Annotated in this window: 19 protein-coding genes; 12 read left to right on the top strand and 7 right to left on the bottom strand. The window is 43.9% G+C overall.

Annotated elements, in window-relative coordinates:
- The first annotated feature begins 118 nt into the window (after positions 1 to 118).
- Positions 119 to 1,105, top strand: coding sequence for a mechanosensitive ion channel family protein (locus BGK61_RS09010; RefSeq protein WP_076012518.1), 987 nt, complete (start codon positions 119 to 121; stop codon positions 1,103 to 1,105).
- Between the two features lie 16 nt (positions 1,106 to 1,121).
- Positions 1,122 to 1,286 carry an entericidin A/B family lipoprotein gene (locus tag BGK61_RS09005; RefSeq protein ID WP_014998165.1) on the top strand — a complete coding sequence of 55 codons (165 nt, stop codon included), beginning with the start codon at positions 1,122 to 1,124 and terminating at the stop codon, positions 1,284 to 1,286.
- 225 nt (positions 1,287 to 1,511) lie between these two features.
- Here BGK61_RS09005 and BGK61_RS09000 read toward each other — a convergent pair whose 3' ends face one another.
- Positions 1,512 to 1,961 (bottom strand): MaoC family dehydratase, encoded by a 450-nt coding sequence (locus BGK61_RS09000; RefSeq protein WP_076012517.1) that lies wholly within the window; start codon positions 1,959 to 1,961, stop codon positions 1,512 to 1,514.
- 230 nt (positions 1,962 to 2,191) lie between these two features.
- On the opposite strand from BGK61_RS09000, the gene BGK61_RS08995 reads away from it, so the two are divergent.
- Positions 2,192 to 3,094, top strand: a complete 903-nt coding sequence (locus BGK61_RS08995) for a LysR family transcriptional regulator (protein WP_014998163.1) — start codon at positions 2,192 to 2,194, stop codon at positions 3,092 to 3,094.
- A 169-nt stretch (positions 3,095 to 3,263) separates the two neighbouring features.
- A complete protein-coding gene (locus BGK61_RS08990; RefSeq protein ID WP_014998162.1) occupies positions 3,264 to 3,656 on the top strand; it encodes a DUF3718 domain-containing protein in 393 nt (130 codons plus the stop codon).
- 169 nt (positions 3,657 to 3,825) lie between these two features.
- Here the strand turns inward: BGK61_RS08990 and BGK61_RS08985 are convergent, their stop codons facing one another.
- Together BGK61_RS08985 and BGK61_RS08980 are read right to left on the bottom strand one after the other, a co-directional pair.
- On the bottom strand, positions 3,826 to 5,343 hold the full coding sequence (locus BGK61_RS08985) for a mannitol dehydrogenase family protein (protein WP_076012516.1): 1,518 nt from the start codon (positions 5,341 to 5,343) through the stop codon (positions 3,826 to 3,828).
- Between the two features lie 7 nt (positions 5,344 to 5,350).
- Positions 5,351 to 7,069, bottom strand: a complete 1,719-nt coding sequence (locus BGK61_RS08980) for a purine-cytosine permease family protein (protein WP_076012515.1) — start codon at positions 7,067 to 7,069, stop codon at positions 5,351 to 5,353.
- Positions 7,070 to 7,519: 450 nt separating this feature from the next.
- Between BGK61_RS08980 and BGK61_RS08975 the strand changes: the two genes are divergently transcribed.
- From BGK61_RS08975 to BGK61_RS08960, 4 genes are all read left to right on the top strand, one after another.
- Entirely contained in the window at positions 7,520 to 8,191 is a 672-nt protein-coding gene (locus BGK61_RS08975; RefSeq protein WP_076012514.1) for an HAD family hydrolase, read from the top strand.
- The gene (locus tag BGK61_RS08970) at positions 8,188 to 9,144 is read left to right on the top strand and encodes a sugar-binding transcriptional regulator (protein ID WP_076012513.1); all 957 of its coding nucleotides are present in this window, start codon (positions 8,188 to 8,190) and stop codon (positions 9,142 to 9,144) included. The genes BGK61_RS08975 and BGK61_RS08970 overlap by 4 nt, the downstream gene beginning before the upstream one ends.
- Positions 9,145 to 9,475: 331 nt before the next feature.
- Positions 9,476 to 9,874 carry a DUF3718 domain-containing protein gene (locus BGK61_RS08965; RefSeq protein WP_014998157.1) on the top strand — a complete coding sequence of 133 codons (399 nt, stop codon included), beginning with the start codon at positions 9,476 to 9,478 and terminating at the stop codon, positions 9,872 to 9,874.
- Between the two features lie 297 nt (positions 9,875 to 10,171).
- Complete coding sequence (locus BGK61_RS08960) at positions 10,172 to 10,570, top strand: DUF3718 domain-containing protein (RefSeq protein WP_076012512.1); 399 nt, start codon at positions 10,172 to 10,174, stop codon at positions 10,568 to 10,570.
- A gap of 378 nt (positions 10,571 to 10,948) precedes the next feature.
- On the opposite strand, the gene BGK61_RS08955 is transcribed toward BGK61_RS08960, so the two are convergent.
- The 3 genes from BGK61_RS08955 to BGK61_RS08945 form a co-directional block, all read right to left on the bottom strand.
- The gene (locus BGK61_RS08955) at positions 10,949 to 12,748 is read right to left on the bottom strand and encodes an acyl-CoA dehydrogenase C-terminal domain-containing protein (protein ID WP_014998155.1); all 1,800 of its coding nucleotides are present in this window, start codon (positions 12,746 to 12,748) and stop codon (positions 10,949 to 10,951) included.
- 9 nt (positions 12,749 to 12,757) lie between these two features.
- A complete protein-coding gene (locus BGK61_RS08950) occupies positions 12,758 to 13,939 on the bottom strand; it encodes an acetyl-CoA C-acyltransferase (RefSeq protein ID WP_014998154.1) in 1,182 nt (393 codons plus the stop codon).
- A 157-nt stretch (positions 13,940 to 14,096) separates the two neighbouring features.
- Positions 14,097 to 16,220 (bottom strand): 3-hydroxyacyl-CoA dehydrogenase NAD-binding domain-containing protein, encoded by a 2,124-nt coding sequence (locus BGK61_RS08945; protein ID WP_076012823.1) that lies wholly within the window; start codon positions 16,218 to 16,220, stop codon positions 14,097 to 14,099.
- A 245-nt stretch (positions 16,221 to 16,465) separates the two neighbouring features.
- Between BGK61_RS08945 and BGK61_RS08940 the strand changes: the two genes are divergently transcribed.
- The 4 genes from BGK61_RS08940 (at position 16,466) to BGK61_RS08925 (ending at position 21,082) form a co-directional block, all read left to right on the top strand.
- Positions 16,466 to 17,380, top strand: a complete 915-nt coding sequence (locus BGK61_RS08940) for a haloalkane dehalogenase (RefSeq protein ID WP_076012824.1) — start codon at positions 16,466 to 16,468, stop codon at positions 17,378 to 17,380.
- Between the two features lie 44 nt (positions 17,381 to 17,424).
- Entirely contained in the window at positions 17,425 to 18,189 is a 765-nt protein-coding gene (locus BGK61_RS08935; RefSeq protein WP_076012825.1) for an SDR family NAD(P)-dependent oxidoreductase, read from the top strand.
- Positions 18,190 to 18,464: 275 nt separating this feature from the next.
- Complete coding sequence (locus tag BGK61_RS08930) at positions 18,465 to 18,740, top strand: hypothetical protein (protein ID WP_076012826.1); 276 nt, start codon at positions 18,465 to 18,467, stop codon at positions 18,738 to 18,740.
- A 521-nt stretch (positions 18,741 to 19,261) separates the two neighbouring features.
- Positions 19,262 to 21,082: a M2 family metallopeptidase gene (locus BGK61_RS08925; protein ID WP_076012827.1), complete on the top strand. Its 1,821-nt coding sequence runs from the start codon at positions 19,262 to 19,264 to the stop codon at positions 21,080 to 21,082.
- Positions 21,083 to 21,181: 99 nt separating this feature from the next.
- Here the strand turns inward: BGK61_RS08925 and BGK61_RS08920 are convergent.
- Positions 21,182 to 21,398: IS3 family transposase (locus BGK61_RS08920; RefSeq protein WP_157888785.1), on the bottom strand; the 217-nt coding region annotated here is incomplete at its 5' end.

The following is a 21,398-nucleotide window of genomic DNA, read 5'->3' as shown; positions in this document are numbered from 1 at the left end:
ATCCCCCTTCAGCCGAGAAAGCATTTACTCCATATATTTCAACAACTTAATCGCAAGCATGAGAAGGAATGATTTTTGAAATATCAACATCACTTTATATAAAGGTGCTACGAGGTCTATGGAGTTTCCAAAGTTAGATGAGGTTTATAAACTTTTAAGCGAGAAGTTAGAGTCGTGGATAGAAGGCGGTATCACGCTACTTCCTAACATTGTTGTTGCATTTTTTATTGCCATTGCATTTGGCATTATCGCAAAAGTAATTGGCAATGTTGCCGGCAAACTCATGCGCAGAACGTTTGAGTCGCGACAAATTGCAAGCCTCCTGACCTCCATAATCAAATCTATCATTTTAGTAGCGGGTATTTTCATTGCGCTTGATTTTGTTGGCCTTAAGGGAACTGTTACCTCTTTATTAGCCGGCGCAGGTATTGTGGGGTTGGCCATTGGTTTTGCGTTTCAAGACATGACAGAAAACTTCATTGCCGGTGTAGCCATGGGTATTAGGAAGCCCTTTGAAATTGGCGACGTTATTGAAGCAGAAGGAGTATTCGGTAACGTTAAAGAGATTAACCTTCGAAACACTTTGGTTGAAACCTTTTATGGTCAACTTGAAGTTATACCCAACAAAATACTGTTTCGGAATATACTAACTAACTACTCCTATTTGGGTTATCGCAGGATAGAAGTTCCCGTGGGTATCTCCTATGCAGATGATATAGAGGAAGCCGCTAGGGTCATCACTGACGCGATGAATGAAAAGGATTACGTTATCAGAAAGGAAGAAACCGCAGTCTATGCAGAGTCGTTTGGAGATTCGAGTATTAACCTGCTGTTGTGGTTTTGGATTAGATACCCGGGAGACCCCGGATTTATGAGCGTTCGTCATGACGCTGTCAGTACTGTTAAAACTGTATTGGAAGAAAACGATATTCTCATTCCTTTCCCTATCAGAACATTGGATTTCAACGCCAAGGGAGGGGATAAATTAAATACTATGCTGGAGAAGCAAAACGAGCACGGTAAGAGTAAGGATAAAACGGATTCATCAACAAAGCAGTCTGATGTAAAGGCGGGTGATGACCCTGAGCACCCCGCAGAAGAATGAAACTAAGGAGATGCAAATGGAAATGTTAAATTCAAAAACACTTAAACACGCTTTTTTAGTACTTATATTAGCAGCAAGTTTCGGCACTTTAGGTGGATGTGCCACCGTTGAAGGTGCGGGTAAGGATATTCAAAGCGCAGGAGAAGCGATTGAAGAAGGCGCAGAGGAAGCGTCTAACTAACACCACATCTATCGAGTTTAAACTAAATCACAATAGCAAAAGCCTGAGGATTGCTAACCTAGCAACTCAGGCTTTAAATCTTTTCGCCTTACTATTTTCTGAAGCGGGTGAAGAGACCTTTCACAAGGTAAGTCATATGCATACACTTCGTGGAAAATGATACACGCCACGTTTACATCAATAGCGTATTTGCTTTTAACGTGTTTAGTCTCACGCACTTTTTAATTAAGGTTTAAGCACTGCAAGCATAAGAAAACTGCCTACCAGTGCAGGGTTCCCACTCGATTTCAACAGGCAACTCGCTTCCACTTTGAACAGTTTTCCTTGCGCTTTTTCCGAGACATCAACCAGCTTGAATTGATATTTCACAGCATCATTGCTTTTTACAGGTTCAAGAAAACGTAACTTATCAATACCATAATTGATCATTGAAGCGATTCGCTCATTAGGTGCAATGACTTCAGCAAATGCTTTGGGCATAAGGCTGGCAGTGAGAAAACCGTGTGCAATTGTTGTTTTAAATGGACTTTCTCTTTCGCAGCGTGCAGCGTCCAAGTGTATCCACTGATGGTCCCCAGTAGCGTCAGCAAATTGATTAGTCATCTCTTGTGTGACGGTTAACCACTCAGGCTGTTCAAGGGTATCTCCTACTGCTAAGTCTAAAAGTGTTTTCATTTTTGAGTCCAATATCCGTTTACTATCGACAAAACTACTATTATTCGCTTGAATGTTTCAATTAACTTTTAATAATAGGTATTTATAAATATTCTTGTTACACTAACGTAAATTATTCGTAGATGCTATGTAGCATTGCATCACAGCTTATCTTCAAAACCCTGTGATACAAACCAGCGCCGCTTCATCTATTGGCTTTTTTCAGGGCACTCGCTCTTAAAGGATTAGTTATGAATCTCAATAGAATCGATTTGAACCTTTTTGCAGTATTCGACGCCATTTATACGGCAGGAAGCTTAACCAAGGCAGCCGATGTCTTATGCATCACCCAACCTGCGGTGAGTAACTCATTAGCAAGGCTTAGGGAAATGCTAAACGACCCTTTGTTTGTTCGAACTGGCCACAGTATGACACCTACTCCCGTTGCCCAAAATATTATTGTTCCTGCTCGTCAAGCCTTGGCTCTATTGCGTAAAAGTGTTCAAGAAAGCCATACATTTGATCCGCTAACTGCTGAAAAATCGTTTAATTTTGCTAGTAGGGATTTGCTAGAGGTAAGTATTATGCCTCGGTTAATTTCACGTCTGCAGAATCTTGCGCCAAACATCGGACTTACTAACTACGAGATCCCAAGAAGCCAAGTGGTTTCAGCGATGGCTTCAGGGGCACTGGACTTTTATTCAGACGCATCAACATTTACCGATCCTCACCTATGTAAAGAAAAAATCGCACAAGACAGGTTAGTCGTGCTAGCAAGAAAAAATCATCCTGCACTAAAAAACGGCCTTGATTTAGACACTTTCCTTCGACTAGGACATATCAATGTGTCACAACGAAAATCGGGCGTAGGACCAATAGAAATTGCGTTGGATAAAATTGGTAAAAGACGCAAAGAAGTGATGCGAGGGCAACATTTTTTAACCGTGCCAAGTACGATAGTTAAAACTGACCTCATCGCTTGCTTGCCGTATCACCTAGCAAAGCATTACGACCTTGCTCTTTATGAAGTGCCTTTTGACCTACCACCAGTAGAATATTTTCTTTACTGGCACGTTAGTGCTGACCACGACCACGCTCATATGTGGATGCGCGAGCAAATCATGGAAGTGGCCAGTAATTACAAATCTCATTAGCAATGCTTTCCTCTATAGCGCTCTTTAAGAGCGCTTTTTTTTGCCCTGTTGTTGGTTATGAAACTGCATACCTAAGTATCGCTTAGAACGTTTTCAAGCTCCGCATTTTGTCGTTTAATCCACTCGAACAAACGAACAAACAAACTCACAAATACTTGAGGAATTAACCATGTTGAAAATTGTTAAAACTTCTCTTGTTATTGCAGCGACATTAGGTGTGTCGGGCGTAGCACAGGCTGATGTTAACGAAGCACTAGCGAATATTTGCACTATCGTTCAAGCAGACGATAAAGGCGAACTACGTAAGAAAATGCGTTCAGTTGAATCTGACTATCGCATGAAACTAAAAGACTACTATGCTGGTATCAGCTGTAGCGGCAACAGCCTAATTCGTACAGCGTTACTTAATAATGCTGTGGAAGCTGGCGAATTGCTTGTAAAGAAAATGCCTAAGAGCGATTTAGAAGCACCAGAAGCTGACGGTAAAACACTTCAAGCTTGGGTTGCGGAAAACGGTTTACAAGACAACCCTATTGCTGCGGTAATCAACGACCGTCTATAAGACAATTTCACACCATGTGAATCAGTTCAACATGGTTGCAGAGAAATCTGCACTTTAGAAAGCGACCCTCGGGTCGCTTTTTTCTTTTGTGGTACCCAATAATTTTGAACTACTAAAAAAAAGAGAGCACATCCCTACTCTCTTCACCCACAGTGATTAACGACGCGACTTAACAAGCTTTGGCGAGTTCAAGTACGTTGTTTGCTACCTCTTCACAAATCAATAATACCGGTTCACCCTGATACAGACGCTCAACATACGCTTTATAACAAACAGTAAACTGGTTTTGGTTTACCAGCGAACCAAATACCGCTTCTAGTTTTAAGAAGCTGAGACTATCAAGGTGGTTATCGACCGCCGCACCGTGTAGCGTCTCGGCTATCACATCATTGACTTCAAGTGGTTTCCCATCTTGGGAAGAGTGTTTATCGGAATAGTAAGCCCAGCATGCAATAACTAGAGCACTTATACTAACATTCCTGCCGCTCGCCAAATTATCTCGTACAGTTGGTAGCAAAAACACAGGTAATTTTGCCGAGCTTTCAAGACAAATTCGCGCGAGCGTGTCTTTTATAAACGGGTTGGAGAAACGAGAAATTAATGTATCTCTGTACTCAAAAACATCTATTCCCTCTACCATATCCAGCGTTGGCATCACTTCCTTCTCCATAAAAACGGAAAGCAAACGCTTAAGCTGCATTACATCAACGCTCTCATGAATTGTGTCGAGTCCAGCTACCGAACCTACCAGGCCAAGTACAGAGTGACCCGCATTGAGCATGCGAAGTTTTAGTTTCTCGTAAGGTGCTACATCATCCACAAATTGTGCGCCAACAAGGTTAAACTTTGGTTTTTCATTGCAAAAACTGTCTTCGATAACCCACTGTTCGAAAGGCTCACAGACTACGGGCCAGCCATCTTCCACGCCTTTTGATTTTAACGTTGTGATGTCTTCTTCTGTCGTCGCAGGCGTTATTCTATCTACCATCGAGTTTGGGAAACTTACGTTTTCGTTTACCCAGTCAGCTAATGCGGTGTCGAATAACTCTATGAAAGAAAGCAGCATTTTCTTCAGCACTTGTCCGTTGTGTTGAATGTTGTCACATGACATAACGGTAAAAGGCTTAATCTGATTTTCCTTGCGTTTTTTAAGCGCAGCAACAAGATAACCAAAAACTAATTTAGGGCTTCTCGGGTTTTCAATATCATGGATAACGTCTGGGTTAGCGGCGATAAATTCCCCTGTAGACGCGTCGAAATTATATCCACCTTCAGTAATGGTTAACGAAACGATGTGTACCTCGGGTTCAGCCATCTTATCAATAACCGCCTGAGGGTTATCCTGCGCCATAAGAAAACCTGTCATAGCACCGATGACCGATGCTTTGCGGGTACCATCTTTATACTTTTCAATCAGGGTATACAGGTTATCTTGTTCGTCGAGCACTTTTTTCATGGCCCGGTCATTTTCACGAAGGCCTACACCGCAAATTCCCCAGGACAAATCCCCGGTTTTCGCCATGAGTCTGTCTACATACATAGCTTCGTGCGCGCGGTGAAACCCTCCCACTCCAATGTGAACAATACCAGTTTTAACATTTTCTACGTTATAAGAAGGCCGCTTAAAATCTGCCGGCATTTTCGCCAGATTAGCTCTATTCAATAAGATAGGTGTTTGAGTTTTCATAAAAACCTTATGTGTTTTGAAATGCTTTATGACGACGCATCGCCCAATATGCAGTAACGAAATAAATAACCGTGCACGCAAACCCGACGTTAAAGAAAAGGTCTCGATTAGACTCGTAGGCGCTCAGCGTGTCACTAAGAGAAAACGTGTTGAAAGCCAATGCGATAGAAACAACCAGACTCGCTACAGATACGATGCGTAGTAGCGTAGAAGAAGCACGGCTGTCCTTTACATCTTCCTTTGTTTTAGCGGCTTCGGCTTGCTGATGTGCTTCTACTCGCTGATCGAATGCGCTTACTTGCGCTACCTGCTCTGGATATTCACGCTTTGCGCCATATTTAGCGGCTAGCCCTGTGTAGACAGCAATGGTGAAAAACCACGTGGGGATGAAAACATAATAGAATGACATAACATTCAACGCATTAAGCCCGAATCCAAAAGCAAGACCTACGCCCCAACTCGCTACGGCTGGTGTGCTATGCGTTAAGCTCTGGTAATGAGCCCAATATCGTGTATAGCCAATACGAGGAAAAATAGTATGTTCTGCAAATACAATCGCTCCAACTGGCACCACCAGCAACCCGGCATAAGTAAGAAGAGGAAGTAGCTTAGTAAATACAAAGGGAAAACAAGCAATAGCCACGGTTACCATGCCGACTATGGCGGTAGTTTTATGGCGAGATTTATCTTTAAAAATAGCTTGGGCAGCAAGACCAGCTCGATAAAGGTTAGCATTTGCTGTAGTCCAGCCAGCAACAATAACGATGACAAGGCCCGATAACCCCAGAGCATGAAAGGCAACATCACCTGGGTCTAATTCCACAATTGATTTCTGCACTATGACCGCAGTCCCCGCGCCCATAATGCCAGCTGAAATCCACGCAATGTAATGCCCAAATAGCATGCCTGCAGACGTACACAGTCCATAACGTTTGCGCTTAGCAAAACGAAGCAATGCCATATCAATTAAACCAAAGTGTGTAATAGTATTGGCCGCCCAGGAAAAGCCAATAACTTCTAGTAATCCGATCCCTGGCTCTCCGTTTTGAGTCAGCCCCGTCCATACCGATGTGCTACCAATATGTACAAAGTCGCTCCACGATGAGATAAAAGTCTGCCCAATTACAGATTCTGCGAGTGCTGGCATTAACACTAGAGGGCCACAAATAAACATGGTGAAAAGCCAAGGAGCGCAAATACGGGAGAAGTCTGATACGGCATTGAAACCATACATAGCGACGAAAACAACGATAACGCCAACTGCAAGAACCACAGCGACAAAAGCTAAATTTGTAGGATACCAGTTCAACTGGGCAGGAATATTAAGGGCAAAACGCACGGCGGTGGCAGACACGGTGATCATTGCTGCCGATATAACAGTGAATATCACCACATTTGCCCAGTTGTAGAGCTTGGTCATTGAATCTCCCGCAATTTTTTGCAGGTAAGAGTAAAGGCTCAATCTGGTTTCCACAGCAATAGGTGTGGTAATGAGAGTCCAACTTAGTACGGCAAGTAAATTACCAATAAGCAACCCCAACAAGATATCCATCATGGTGGCGCCAAGTGCAACGAAAGTGGCCCCAAATACAAACTCTGTTGCGGCGACATGTTCGCCAGCATACAAACCCATGAAATGCTTCCAGCCTTTCAATTTATGTTTAGCGACAGGGAGTTGCTCGTCACTAATTTGCGAAATATCAATATCACTAGACGTCGACTTCATCTTCAGATCTCGTGTTGTAGGTGGTTTTCCCTTTGCGCTAAAATGCCATTTAGAGCATTTGCTCACAACCTGGGATTTATCTCATTTATGCGTGAATATTTACACAGCCCCTGATTCTTGTAAACAGCCATTAACAAAATAAGTTGGCGCATTGCCACTTCATTAACACTTTAAAAACTGTGCTAAAACAAGAAACACAAACGTCTATAAGAATTTAAATAATTGTTTCTAAAATAGAAAAAATACATTCCCGAGAGTATGTAAATTGCTAGATATTCGAAGGGATATTGAACATAGCACTGGAGAAAGGTGCGTTTAGGTAGAATAATTAACACCAATTACCTTACACTTAGGCAAATGTTCAATCTGTTTAGATATATTCTTTGATGGTCTAATAGTCGTCTAACAAAAGCGAGTGTGTGAAAAACAGAAATTAAGGAAAGGTGATTCTTGCAAATAAAGACCGTTGATTTAGTAATTTTTGATTGCGATGGCGTACTTATCGATAGCGAAGTATTGTCGATGGAGACGTGGCAAACCATTTTGTCTCGTTACAACATTACCCTATCAAAGGACTATTTTATTGAACACTTCCTTGGAAAAAGCATGGAACATGTTCAGTTTAAGTTAAAAGAAGATTTCATGCTTACTCTTACTACTGCTATGAAAGAAGACTTCTATACATTACTGTTCAAAAACTTCGAGCACTTTCTTCAGCAAACACCTGGAATCGAGTCTGTGCTTTCAGCGCTAACAATACCTTTTTGCATCGCGACCAGCAGTTCCCCAGAAAGAACGGCAAAGGCGCTAAACCGTACAGGACTTCATGATTTTTTTGAAGGCCGAGTTTATACACGCTCATTAGTAAAACGAGGAAAGCCAGCGCCCGATTTATTTTTATACGCTGCAAACTCCCTGGGCGTTGATCCGGCAAATTGCTTAGTTATCGAAGACTCTCAGCCAGGAATTTCCGCCGCTAAAAGTGCGGGTATGCACTATTTACATTATACAGGTGGCGCACACTTACACAGTGGTAACACATCATCTGATCACACTATAAAAACATGGGACGAGCTTTACGGTTACTGGCCCAACATATTCGACGTGAGAAATATAAAATGAGTAAGAAAGCGCAGAACGAACTCAATAAACTTGACGAAGCCGCCAGAGCAGGATGGATGTACTATGTTGGCGGGAAAACGCAAGATGAAATAGCTAAAACACTTAAAACGTCGCGCCAGAGCGCACAGCGCTTGGTAGCGTTATCTATGTCAGAAGGTCTTGTAAAAGTACGTTTAGAGCACCCAATCGCTAGATGTATGGAATTAGCACAACGGCTCCAAGAAAAATTTGGATTAACATATTGCGATGTTGTTCCTAACGTAGATGATGACCCCAATACCACTCGAGGGCTTGGCCAGGCGGGTGCAGCAGCAATAGAAAGAGCGTTAAAATCCGACGTCCCCAAAACGATAGCTTTTGGCACAGGTCGCGTACTTCGTGCGTGCGCAGATGAACTGTCGATGCTGCACTGTCCTCAACATAAAATTGTTTCTCTTGTTGGTAACATTGCTGAAAATGGCGAAGCCACGCGCTACGACGTTGCGGTACACGTAGCCGACAGAGTTAAGGCACAACACTACCCTATGCCAACACCTGTTATTGCTTCAAGCCAATCAGAAAGGGAAATATGGCAAGGGCAAAAGCACATTTCCCGTATTCACGCGCTTGCAGAACAAGCTGACATCAGCTTTGTAGGTATCGGCAATTTAGGCAGCGTATCTCCGCTATATAAGGATGGGTTCATCGGCGACGATGATTTAGCGACACTTGCAGAGTCTGGAGCAAGCGGCGAGATCATAAGTTGGATATTTAATGAAGAAGGCGCTCTTATTAACTGCGATATTAATGAGAGAGTGACCAGTTTTAAGTTAAAGGCAACGCCTGAGAGGCCGGTTATAGGTGTTGCATCGGGTGACAATAAATTGAAAGCAATAAGGGGAGCCCTTCGCTCGAAGTTCCTAAATGGTTTAATTACAACAGAGCGCACAGCAGCGGCATTAGTTCTTCCATAATTTCGTTTTTATTCTTGTTAAACGATTCTCAAATTAGCGCACTTTTCATACGCAGTAACTTCAATAAAAGCTAAAAAAACAGTTTTTCCGCTGTTTTTTTATGCTTTATTTGACGATTTATTGATCTAGCCACTCGATGCATTACTGTATGCTCCATCCCTTTACTACTAAAGGCTACAGCGAGTTTCATCTCTCTTACACCTTTAGTATAACGTATTGTTTGATATACCTTGTTATTTGAATGAATGTTTTTTAATCGACTTGGTTGTTTTTTAATTAATCCCGAACAAACGAACTGATTAATTAAACTAACAACGAAGGAAATTTAACCATGTTGAAAATCGTTAAAACTTCTCTAGTCATCGCAGCTTCAACCTTAGCTTTTTCAAATGCAGCACAAGCAAATGATGTAAATGAAGCCCTAGCAAACATCTGCACTATTGTTCAGGCAGATGACAAAGGTGAGCTACGTAAAAAAATGCGTCGCGTACAGTCTGACTTTAAACTAAAACTACGCGATTATTACTCTGGCGTAACATGTGGTGGTCAAAGCCTTATTCGTACAGCATTGACCAACAACGCGGTTGAAGTAGGCACACTGCTTGTAAAGAAAATGCCAAGTAAAGATCTTTCTGAGCCAGAAGCTGACGGCAAAACACTACAAGCGTGGATTGCAGAGCAAGGCTTACAAAGCTCTCCAATTTCAGCTGAGCTTAACGACAGGATTTAAGCACTATTTCACATTACCATGTGAGTCGATTCAACATGGTTGCAGCAAATGCTGCGCTGAAAGGCCCCACTGCTACGGGGCCTTTTTTATTTCCGTTGTACTTTTGCCGTTCTACCATTCTGTAAATGCCCCCTCACAAACACACATACCTGGCATTCTCAGCCATATGGCTGCCAATAAGTATAATTTGGCATACCATGTTATTTTACAGCATGTTTTTCAATCAGTTAGATTCAGGTTTAATGCATCTCAACGAACAAACATAATCTTAATAACAACGACCGAAGGAATTTAACCATGTTGAAAATCGTTAAAACTTCTCTAGTAATTGCAGCATCTACTTTAGCTTTTTCTAACGCAGCACAAGCTAACGACATTAACGAAGCACTAGCAAATATTTGCACTATCGTTCAAGCCGATGACAAAGGCGAACTTCGCAAGAAAATGCGTAGCGTTCAATCAGACTACAAGCTTAAGCTTCGCGATTACTACTCTGGTATTTCTTGTAACGGTCAAAGCCTAATCCGTACTGCTATTACTAACAATGCAGTTGAAGTAGGTACGCTGTTAGTTAAGAAAATGCCAAGCAAAGACCTAGCAGAACCTGAATCAGACGGCAAAACACTTCAAGCGTGGATTGCAGAGCAAGGTCTACAGAGCTCACCAATCTCAGCAGAGCTTAACGGCAGAATTTAATAAGAAGATATAGTCACACCATGTGATGTAACGATTCAACATGGTAGCGGCAGGATGCCGCACTGGAGGCCCCTTTTAGGGGCCTCACCCCTTTCTAGGCCCCTGTAAAATTTATCGCTTCTTTTTGTACCCATTCAGGCTTTTCCCGGTGTAACCAATGCGACGCGTTCGGATTAAATATTGAATGTGAGCCCCCTCAACATTCGCGTACTTTGAAACAATTACTGTGCTCGCTTCCTCTATGTTTTTTTAAGAAACAAAAAAGCCGAGCAAAATAACGTATCCAATGATTATTTGGTTAAATCATTTTCTCGGCTACATTATTTGCTCGGCCTTTCGTACGTCTTTTAGTAACGCACGTGTATTACTTTTATGTCGTTACTCGATAGCGAACATACTCTCTGGCATAGACATCAAGTTGTCTGCGCCTGATTGCATTGCCGAAACCAGTGAGCGAGTACGGGTTAACAAACGGTCAAAGTAGAAGCCCGTTGTTAAGATTTTACTCTTATAAAACTCGGTTTCGGTGCTACCTGCATCAAGCTGTTCTTGTGCTTTCACTGCCATTTTTAGCCAGAAGTAAGCAACGGTGACATAACCTGAATACATTAGGTAATCGACAGACGCTGCACCAATTTCATCTGGGTTCGATGCTGCTGCCTTACCGATGTCCATAGTGATCTGCTGCCACTCGTCAAGGTGAGAGTTTAGCGCGTTAGTCCAAGCACTAAACTGAGCGTTGTCGCGCAATGAATTACAGTAGTCGCGCACTTCTTGGACAAACACATTAAGCAATTCGCCATTAGAGCCCATTACTTTACGACCTAATAGGTCAACGGCTTGAATACCTGTAGTACCTTCATACATGGTGCAGATACGGGTATCGCGAGCTAGCTGCTCCATGCCCCATTCTTTGATAAAGCCGTGGCCGCCATAAACCTGCATACCGTAACTCGTGGCTTCTTGCGCGGTTTCAGTTAAGAAGGCTTTCACGATTGGCGTTAAGAATGCAAGTTTTGCATCCGCAAGTTGCTTCTCAGCCTCGTCGCTACCATACAAAGTAACGTCAACTAACTGCATACAGTAAGCGGCAAGCGCTCGGTTGCCTTCCGCGAACGCTTTCTGCGTTAACAGCATACGACGTACATCAGGGTGCACAATAATAGGATCAGCTGGGCCATCAGGATTTTTACGCCCTGTTAATGAACGGAACTGAATGCGATCTTTTGCGTAGCGAAGCGCACCTTGGAATGCTGCTTCAGATGATGCCAAGCCTTCTAGACCAGTGCCAATACGTGCGGTATTCATGAACGTAAACATGCAATTTAGGCCGCGGTTTGGTGGCCCAATCAAATAACCTTTTGCGCCATCGAAGTTGATCACGCAGGTTGCGCTGGCTTTGATACCCATTTTATGTTCAATGCTTCCGCATCCTACTGCGTTTCTATCTAGCTTTTCGCCATCTTCAGACACGTTAAACTTAGGCACAACAAATAGTGAAATACCTTTGGTACCCTCTGGCGCATCTGGCAATCGAGCTAACACAATGTGTACGATATTTTCAGACAAGTCGTGTTCACCTGCCGAAATAAAAATCTTCGTTCCTGTTAAGCTGTAGGTACCATCTTCTTGAGGTTCCGCGCGACATTTCAACATGCCAAGGTCTGAACCGCAGTGTGCCTCGGTCAAACACATAGTACCTGTCCACTCACCGCTAACCAGTTTTTCAAGGAACATTTTTTGTAGCAATTCAGAGCCATGGGCTTTTATTGTTGCCATACAGCCCTGGCTTAGACCTGGGTACATCGCCCAAGAATGGTTTGCGCCTGAAAACCACTCAGCAATGATAGATGACAATGAATATGGTAATGCCTGACCGCCAAATTCCTCAGGGTGAGACATTCCTGGCCATCCGCCCTCAACATACGTTTGATAAGCTTCTTTAAAACCTTTAGGCGTTGTTACTTCACCATCAACCCACTTACACCCTTCTTCATCGCCTGATGCATTGATGGGTGCCAGTACGTTCTCTGAAAACTTTGCAGCTTCAGCGAAAATCGCCGACACCAAGTCTTCTGATGCTTCGTCGAAACCTAGCTTTTGATAGTGATTTTGATAATTTAGTAGCTCATGTGTTACAAACATGGCGTCACGTTGTGGAGCTTTATAACCTTCCATACCCAATACCTATATTACTTCAAATAGACCAGCAGCGCCCATGCCGCCACCGATACACATGGTGCAAACAACATATTTCGCACCGCGTCGTTTACCTTCGATGAGTGCATGACCCACCATGCGAGCACCGCTCATGCCGTATGGGTGACCAATAGAAATGGCACCGCCGTTTACGTTCAATAATTCGTCTGGAATGCCTAACTTATCGCGGCAATACAGTACCTGTACTGCAAACGCTTCATTAAGCTCCCATAGACCGATATCGTCCATGGTCAATCCATGCTGCTTTAATAGCTTAGGAATAGCGAACACTGGGCCAATTCCCATTTCATCTGGCTCACAGCCGGCCACTGCAATACCGCGATAAATACCAAGAGGTTGAGCGTTGCCCTTCGCTGCTGTTTGCTCATCCATAATTACTGTCGCACTTGCACCATCAGAAAGCTGACTGGCATTACCTGCGGTAATACAACCGCCTTCTATTACTGGGTTTAGCGCCTTAAGCCCTTCTAGTGTTGTTTCAGGGCGGTTACCTTCGTCTTTTGACAAGGTCACTTCACGTTCAGAGGTTTCGCCTGTTTCTTTATTAAAAACGGTTTGAACTGCGGTAATGGGAACGATTTCATCATCAAACTTACCCGCTTCTTGCGCAGCTGCGGTGCGCATTTGGCTCTGGTAACCGTATTCATCTTGTACGTCACGGCTAATGTTATAACGCTTGCCTACCACTTCTGCCGTTTGAAGCATTGGCATATAAATATCTTTGTGCTTAGCAACCAGTGCAGGGTCTACTGCACGAAACATATTCATATTCTTGTTTTGCACTAAAGAGATAGAATCTAAGCCACCCGCAACCATAATGTTGGTATCGCCTGTACGAATTGAATTCGCTGCGGTAGCAATGGCATACATGCCAGAACTGCATTGGCGGTCGAGTGTCATACCCGCTACGGTGACCGGTAAACCACCCGCTAGGCCAGCCAAGCGGCCAATATTCATGCCGCCACTGCCTTGGGTTAGCGCTGCGCCCATTACCACGTCATCAACACTGGCAGGGTCGATCCCTGCGCGTGCTACCGCGTTTTGAATGGCATGTCCGCCTAATGAAGGGGCTGGTAAGTTATTCAGTGCACCTTTGTAGGCACGCCCGATTGGCGTACGTGCTGTACTTACAATAACTGCATCACGCATGTTTATGTTCCTTTCAGTTGGGCTGAAAGTTCAGCCAAAGTTAAACTAAAGATTCGTACTTCTTCGAAACGTTCCTAGCTTTACTAAATTCAAATGTGAAGTGACGAAAGCTGATATAGGCTCTCGTCCTCAAGTTTTTTGTTAACTAGCGTTAGGGCTACTTTGTCTTATAGCCTTTAAATGTGCCGCCGCTCTGAGCCAACTTCACCAACAAATCACTTGGTTCAAGCCACATTTTTCCGTACTCACCTAACTGATCGCGATATGTAGTCAGCTTGTCCAAAATAGTGCCAAGCCCTACTTCGTCGGCGTATTGCATCGGGCCGCCGCGATACACTGGGAAGCCATAACCGTAAACATAAATTACATCGATATCGCTAGATTTAGCTGCAATACCCTCTTCCAAGATGGCTGCACCTTCGTTTATCAATGAGTACATCACGCGAACCAGAATTTCCTCATCGCTGATGTCTGAGCGCTGAACCACACCTAAGCGCTCTGCTTCTTGCTTAGCAATTTCTAGTACTTCAGGATCTGGAATAGGAACTCGACTGCCGGGCTCATAATTGTAAACACCGCGACCGGCTTTAAGTCCGTTTCGCCCCTTTTCAACCAAGCGATCTGCCACAGCACCGTAAGCTGGATCGTGTGCAATATGCTCCTGGCGAGATTGACGTACATAGTAGCCAATATCTAACCCTGCCATGTCGCCCATAGTGAATGGTCCCATTGGCATACCGAATTCGGTTAACACGCGGTCAACTTGTTCAGGCGTAGCACCTTCAAGTACTAAACGGTTAGCTTCACGTCCGTAAGGCTCAATCATGCGGTTGCCCACGAACCCGAAACAAACGCCTACTAATACCGCAACCTTCTTGATGCGTTTAGCCATCTTCATGCAAGTTTTAATGACTTCAGCAGATGTCTTTTCTGCCTTAACCACTTCTAGCAGTCTCATGACATTAGCGGGCGAGAAGAAATGAAGACCGATCACGTCTTCAGGACGCGATGTAGCAGTAGCAATTTCATCAATATCTAAGGTCGACGTATTCGAGGCTAAAATAGCCCCCGGCTTACACACTTTATCCAGCGTCGAGAATACGGTTTTCTTTACTTCCATCTTCTCGAACACAGCTTCGATGACAAGGTCTACATCCGCTAAATCGTCATACGATGTAGTACCAGAAAGCAGTGCCATACGGCTCTCTACTTGTTCTTGGGTTAACTTGCCTTTTTTCGCTGAGTTTTCGTAGTTCTTTCTGATAAGCGCTAATCCCTTCTCTAGCGCTTCTTCTTTTAGCTCAAGCATAGTGACTGGGATACCGGCGTTAGCGAAGTTCATCGCGATACCGCCGCCCATAGTACCTGCACCAATAATGGCGACTTTCTCAATATTGCGCTCTGGCGTATTCTTATCAAAGTCACTCACATGGCCTGCCGCGCGCTCAGCAAAGAAGAAATGCTGTTGGGCACGCGCCTGTGGGGTATTCATGCACTCCATGAAGAGCTTACCTTCATTTTTAAGGCCGTCTTCAAAAGCGAGCGTGTAGGCACCGCGTACCGCTTCGATACACTTTAGGGGTGCAAAGAAACCACGGGCAGCTTTTTTCGTTTGCGCTGTAACAGCGTCAAACACCGCCTGCGTTTCATCGGACATGGACAGCGTGATGTCGCAAGTTCGTTTTATCGCTTTATCTGGGGTTAATGCTTGCAAATACGCTTTTGTATCTTCAAGTAGATGCTCAGGCTTATCGGAAATTTTGTCGAAGACACCTGGAAGCTTAACCACCGACGTTGGCTTGCCGGTTACGATCATTTCTAACGACGTTTGTGCATCGGCTAATCGCGGAAGACGTTGGGTGCCTCCAGCGCCAGGCAGAATACCTAGATTGACTTCAGGCAGACCCACTTTGTTGTCGGCAAAGGTAATGCGATGATGACAGGCTAACGCCACTTCTAAGCCACCGCCGAATGCTGGTCCAGGGAGAACAGCAACAACGGGCTTAGACGCATTTTCTATCTTGTCTAACACTTCAGGCAGCATGGGAGATAAGTCACCGCCAGAGAATTCGCTAATATCAGCACCACCCGAAAAAATAGGTAGTGAAGAAGTAATAACAATGGCACTGACGCTATCGTCTTCCAACGCGTTATTTATGCCTTCTATCAGTCCTACTCTGATTGCGCGAGAAAGCGCATTTACGGGTGCGCTTTGCATTGTCAGTGTAGCGACGCCTTGTTGTACTGCATATTCTACGGCTTTATTTTCCATCTCAGTCATAACCATGTCCTGTTTATCACGTTAACTGGATGTTATTGCAGTGTTGTCAATCATCCAAGTTTATTGGTGTTATAGACATTTATCATAATATTTAATATTCACCGCTAGCCCCTTTCTGAATTCATTTCTTCATGCAGACCCTGTTCTACCTTGCCTAAGGTTTATTTGACAGAAAATTAAACCGGTGTTTTTGTTAAGCGAGCAACACTTGTTATTACATTTTATTTACAAAAGGATGGTTGGCTATGCAAGTGCTCAAAACACCGGAAAGTGCCTTTGAAAAGATCACAGACTTTCCTTACGCTCCCTGCTTTACAGACATAACAGATACCGTAAGCAGCGAAATCACAATGGCCCATTACCAATGCGGACCAGAAAACGGACACACTGTTCTTTTAATGCATGGTGAGCCTACGTGGGCATATTTGTACCGCAAGATGATGCCAATACTGGGTGATGCCGGCTTCAATGTTCTTGCGCCAGACTTAATTGGTTTTGGCCGCTCGGACAAACCAGTAAGAAAAGAAGATTATTCCTATGCTCGGCATGTGATATGGCTAAAAGATTGGTTTTCACAGACGACGAAAGGCCCTGTTACATTATTCTGTCAAGATTGGGGAGGATTATTGGGCTTACGTCTTGTTGCTGATATGCCTGATCGCTTTTCGGGCGTGATGGTGTCAAACACCGAATTGCCCACCGGCGATCACGCACCCACTGACGCATTCATTAAATGGCGCCGCTTCTCTCAAGATGTGCCCGAATTTCCGACTTCAACCATTATCCAAAATGCTACAACCACCGAATTAGACGAAACGACACTGGCTGCCTACGACGCCCCCTTTCCCAACGAAAGCTACAAAGCGGGAGCCCGCGTATTTCCCCTTCTTGTTCCTACAAGCCCTGACAACGCTGAGGCACAGGCGAATCGACAAGCGTGGGAAAAACTGAAGCAATACCATAAACCCTTTATTACAGCATTTGGAGACAGCGACCCTGTGACAAAAGGTGGAGAAAAAGTGTTTCAAAAACTTGTTCCTGGCTGCAACGGCATGTCACACACACTGATAGAAAACGGCGGCCATTTTATTCAGGAAGACCAAGGGGAAATGCTCGCCAATTTACTTATTCAATTTATAAACCAAACGCAGCATAAATAGCCACGTTTTAACTGACATTAAATAATTACTAATAGGAGATTATCATGGATGCTCTACTCGATTTTTCTGGACAAGTAGTATTAATTACCGGCGCAGGCAGCGGTTTTGGCCGCTTGCTATCGTTGGGTCTTGCCAACCGAGGAGCGAAACTTGTTCTTTCGGACATTAACGAAACCGCCCTTGAAGAGACAGCAAAAGACGTAAAGGCACTTACTGACGTCGTGGTGCTAGCAGGTAATATCGCAAGCGAATCACTCAACAAGGCCTTGGTTGAAAAAGCCATGGAAACGTTTGGCCGACTGGATATTGCGGTAAATAATGCAGGCATAGCGCATAACCCAGCCCCAATTCATCAAATGACCGAGGAAATCATGGATTCCCAGTTTGCGGTGAATGTTAAAGGCGTGATGTTTGGCATGAAGTACCAAATACCGGTTATGCTTGCACAAAAGCAAGGTCACGTTCTAAATGTTAGCTCACTCGCTGGCTTAGGCGGTGCGCCTAAAGGTGGGGCTTACGCCGCGGCAAAACACGCGGTGTCAGGAATAACCCGTACCGCTGCAGTTGAATACGGTCGTAAGAATGTTCGCGTTAACGCTATTTGCCCTTTTTACAGCCCGACCAATATATTGAATCTGGATGGTTATAATACGCCTGAAGCACGAGAGCAATTAGGCATGGGCAGCCCCATGAAACGACTAGGAGAACCGCAAGAAATCGTTAACACAATGATGCTAATGCTTTCCCCAGGGAACTCTTACATGAACGGGCAAACCATAGCAGTAGATGGTGGTGTAACGGCGTGGTAAAGCTCTACCATACTCTTAGCTGCCATCTATACAACATATCAAAAGGACAACATGTCAGAAGGACCACACCTCAAAAGGTATTTTTAGACATACCTTAGTATGACACGCCATGTTTCGTTTTCATTCTACTTTCGGTGTAATGAAGAGGAACAAACAAAATCGATGAATGAGGCGAGTGCAACCGCCTCTGCAATCGAACTCCAGCTAAGTAACAACTAAGCAAACGCTCAACCCATTTATCTAGCGATTAACTCATAAAATAAGAGAAAAATGTGATGAAAAAGCCAAGTAAAAACATTTTTTTAGCTACAACGTTTTGTGTAGCATGCTCGCTTGTCAATGTTAGTGTCGCGCAAGAAGTTCAACCAACTCTGGTAGATATAAAAGACGTATCCTCTTCACAACTACTAAAAAAGCAGCGTCAAAATAAATCGCTAGCCCTTAGCACAGTAAAGCGTGCAGCCAATATGTCGTCTCAAAACAGCAAACCGTTCAAAAGCCAATACCTAATTCACGGCGTATTACCAAGCAACCGCTTTAGCGCGAAGTAATTTTAAAACCACTACTCGTGTTTTTATTCAGTCTTCTTGGCAACTCCTCAGCTTAGCGACTCAAGAGTTTACTGTTAAGCAACTTATCATTTGTAAAAAAACAGCTTCCCCTATCTATCAAACAACAATCGTTGCTCTTATTAGCGCATTCGTATGCAATTAATCACATTGAACTCACTAGGCTTTCAACACATTTGAAAACGTGACATTTGTGACAAACGAGACAATTATACTAATTGAGAATAGCGCGACACCTCTTTAAAGCCTATCTTAAAACTTAGCAGTAATTTGAAGGTAAAAAGAAGAGGTGAACATGCTATTGAAACCTAAACATATCGCGTTATTGTTCACGCTGGCTATTGCAGTTTCAGCAATGAGATGAGAGCGGAAGCGTTTTAACGCTTAAACTGGAGCATTGCGCCAAATTTGTTTTACAAAAGTCACGCCGCGTTACACAATGCTAGAGCATGTCTATGTGAACATCGATTCACATTAAAAACAAAAAAATTAAAGGACAAAGTATGCTCAATCACAAACGTACTCTGATAGCAGCATTAGTAAGCGTATCGCTTATGGGATGTGGCGAAAGTACTACTCAGACAGAAGCTAAACCTCAATTAACCGCTCAAGACGCTAAGCAATTCTTACAGCAAGCTCAAAATGATATCGCAAAAATGCAAGTTCCTGCCGCACATGCGGAATGGAGTTACGCAACAAATATCAATTTTGACACCGCTGCAGTCAGTGCTTATTTCAATGAAGTGCTTTCAACAAAGGTTGCCAACTTGGCGAAGGAAGCGGCTAAATTTAATGATGTTGACGTTGATGCCGACACCCGCAGACAGCTTGATTTACTCAAAAACAGCTTAACAATGCCACCACCGGCAGATGCTGCCAAAGCAGAACGCTTAGCAAAAATTGGCTCAGACTTGAGCGCTATGTACGGTTCAGGTGAGTATTGCAGTGAAGATGGAACGTGCAAAAGCTTAGTTGAAATGAGTTCAGAAATGGCAACGCTACGCGATGCCGACAAACTACTCGAGTACTGGACAGGCTGGCGCGAGGTTTCTAAACCTATGGCTGGACTATACGCAGAACAGGTATCGCTAGCGAACGAAGGTGCTGCAGAGCTAGGTTTTGAAAATGTCAGCGCCTTATGGCGTGGCAAGTACGATATGCCAGCTGACGAATTCCCTAAAGAACTGGATCGCTTGTGGACACAAGTGGAGCCTTTCTACGAGTCACTACATTGCCACGTTCGCGCTAAACTAGGCGAGCACTATGGCGAAGATGTAGTACCTCAAGACAAGCCCATCCCTGCCCATTTATTAGGTAACATGTGGGCTCAGTCGTGGGGCAACATTTACGATATCGTCAAACCGCAGCAAGAAATGACAGTACCTGATGTAACGGGTGCGCTTGTTGAGCAAGGCTACGATGAAGTCGCTATGGTAAAGCAAGCAGAGTCGTTTTTCTCTTCACTTGGCTTTGAGGAACTTCCTGATACATTCTGGGAACGTTCTATGTTTCAAAAGCCTGAGGGTCGTGACGTTCAGTGTCACGCATCGGCGTGGGATTTGGATGACAAAGACGATCTTCGTATAAAGATGTGTATTCAGAAGACGGGGGAAGAATTTAACGTTATTCACCACGAGTTGGGTCACAACTACTACCAGCGTGCTTATAAAGACCAGCCTCTTCTTTATCGCGGTTCGGCGAATGACGGCTTCCACGAAGCCATTGGCGACACTATCGCTTTATCAATCACGCCTAAGTACCTTAAGCAAATCAACTTAATTGATGAGATCCCAGATGCATCGAACGACATTGGAATGTTGATGCAAGTCGCGTTAGACAAAATTGCCTTCATTCCATTTGGTTTAATGGTTGACCAGTGGCGCTGGAAAGTAATGTCGGGTGAAGTGACACCTGAACAATATAACCAGCTATGGTGGGAATTGAGAGAGAAGTATCAAGGTGTTATGGCACCAGTTGAACGCAGCGCAGATGCATTTGATCCAGGTGCCAAATATCACGTGCCTGCGAATGTGCCATATACTCGCTATTTCTTAGCGCATATCCTTCAATTCCAGTTCCATAAAGCACTGTGTGACATAGCTGGTGATGAAGGCCCTCTTAACCGCTGCTCTATTTACGGCAGTGAAGAAGCCGGTAAAGCACTTAACGAAATGTTAGAAATGGGCATGAGCCAGCCATGGCAGAATGCCTTGGAGACCCTAACAGGTTCGCCACAAATGGATGCAAGCACTATTGCTGACTACTTTGCACCACTTAAGACATGGCTAGATGAGCAAAACGCTACACGCCAGTGTGGTTGGTAACAAGGGACTTAATACTTAGCCTCTGGCTAGTATAGATATCAAATCTAGTTGTAATAAAGGCTTCGGTTTTGAAGTGACCCCATTAAGTTGGACTCATTTCTAAGCGGCAACCAAGGCCTGATTTCGATATTGTATCGGACTCAGGCCTTTTAGTTTTAGCTTAATGCGTTCGTTGTTGTAGTAATCAATATATTCTTTGATGTTTTCAATGAGCTCATTCGCATCTTTGAACGTTTCATTGTGATACATCTCAGTTTTTAATATGCCGAAGAAGTTCTCTGCAACGGCATTGTCTAAACAGTTTCCTTTCCTAGAC

Origin of the sequence: Alteromonas abrolhosensis, from assembly GCF_001953635.1 — a bacterium.
GTDB classification, from domain to species: Bacteria; Pseudomonadota; Gammaproteobacteria; order Enterobacterales; family Alteromonadaceae; genus Alteromonas; species Alteromonas abrolhosensis.
Note: the sequence above shows the minus strand (reverse complement) of the source record. Positions and strands in the feature narration are given on the sequence as shown.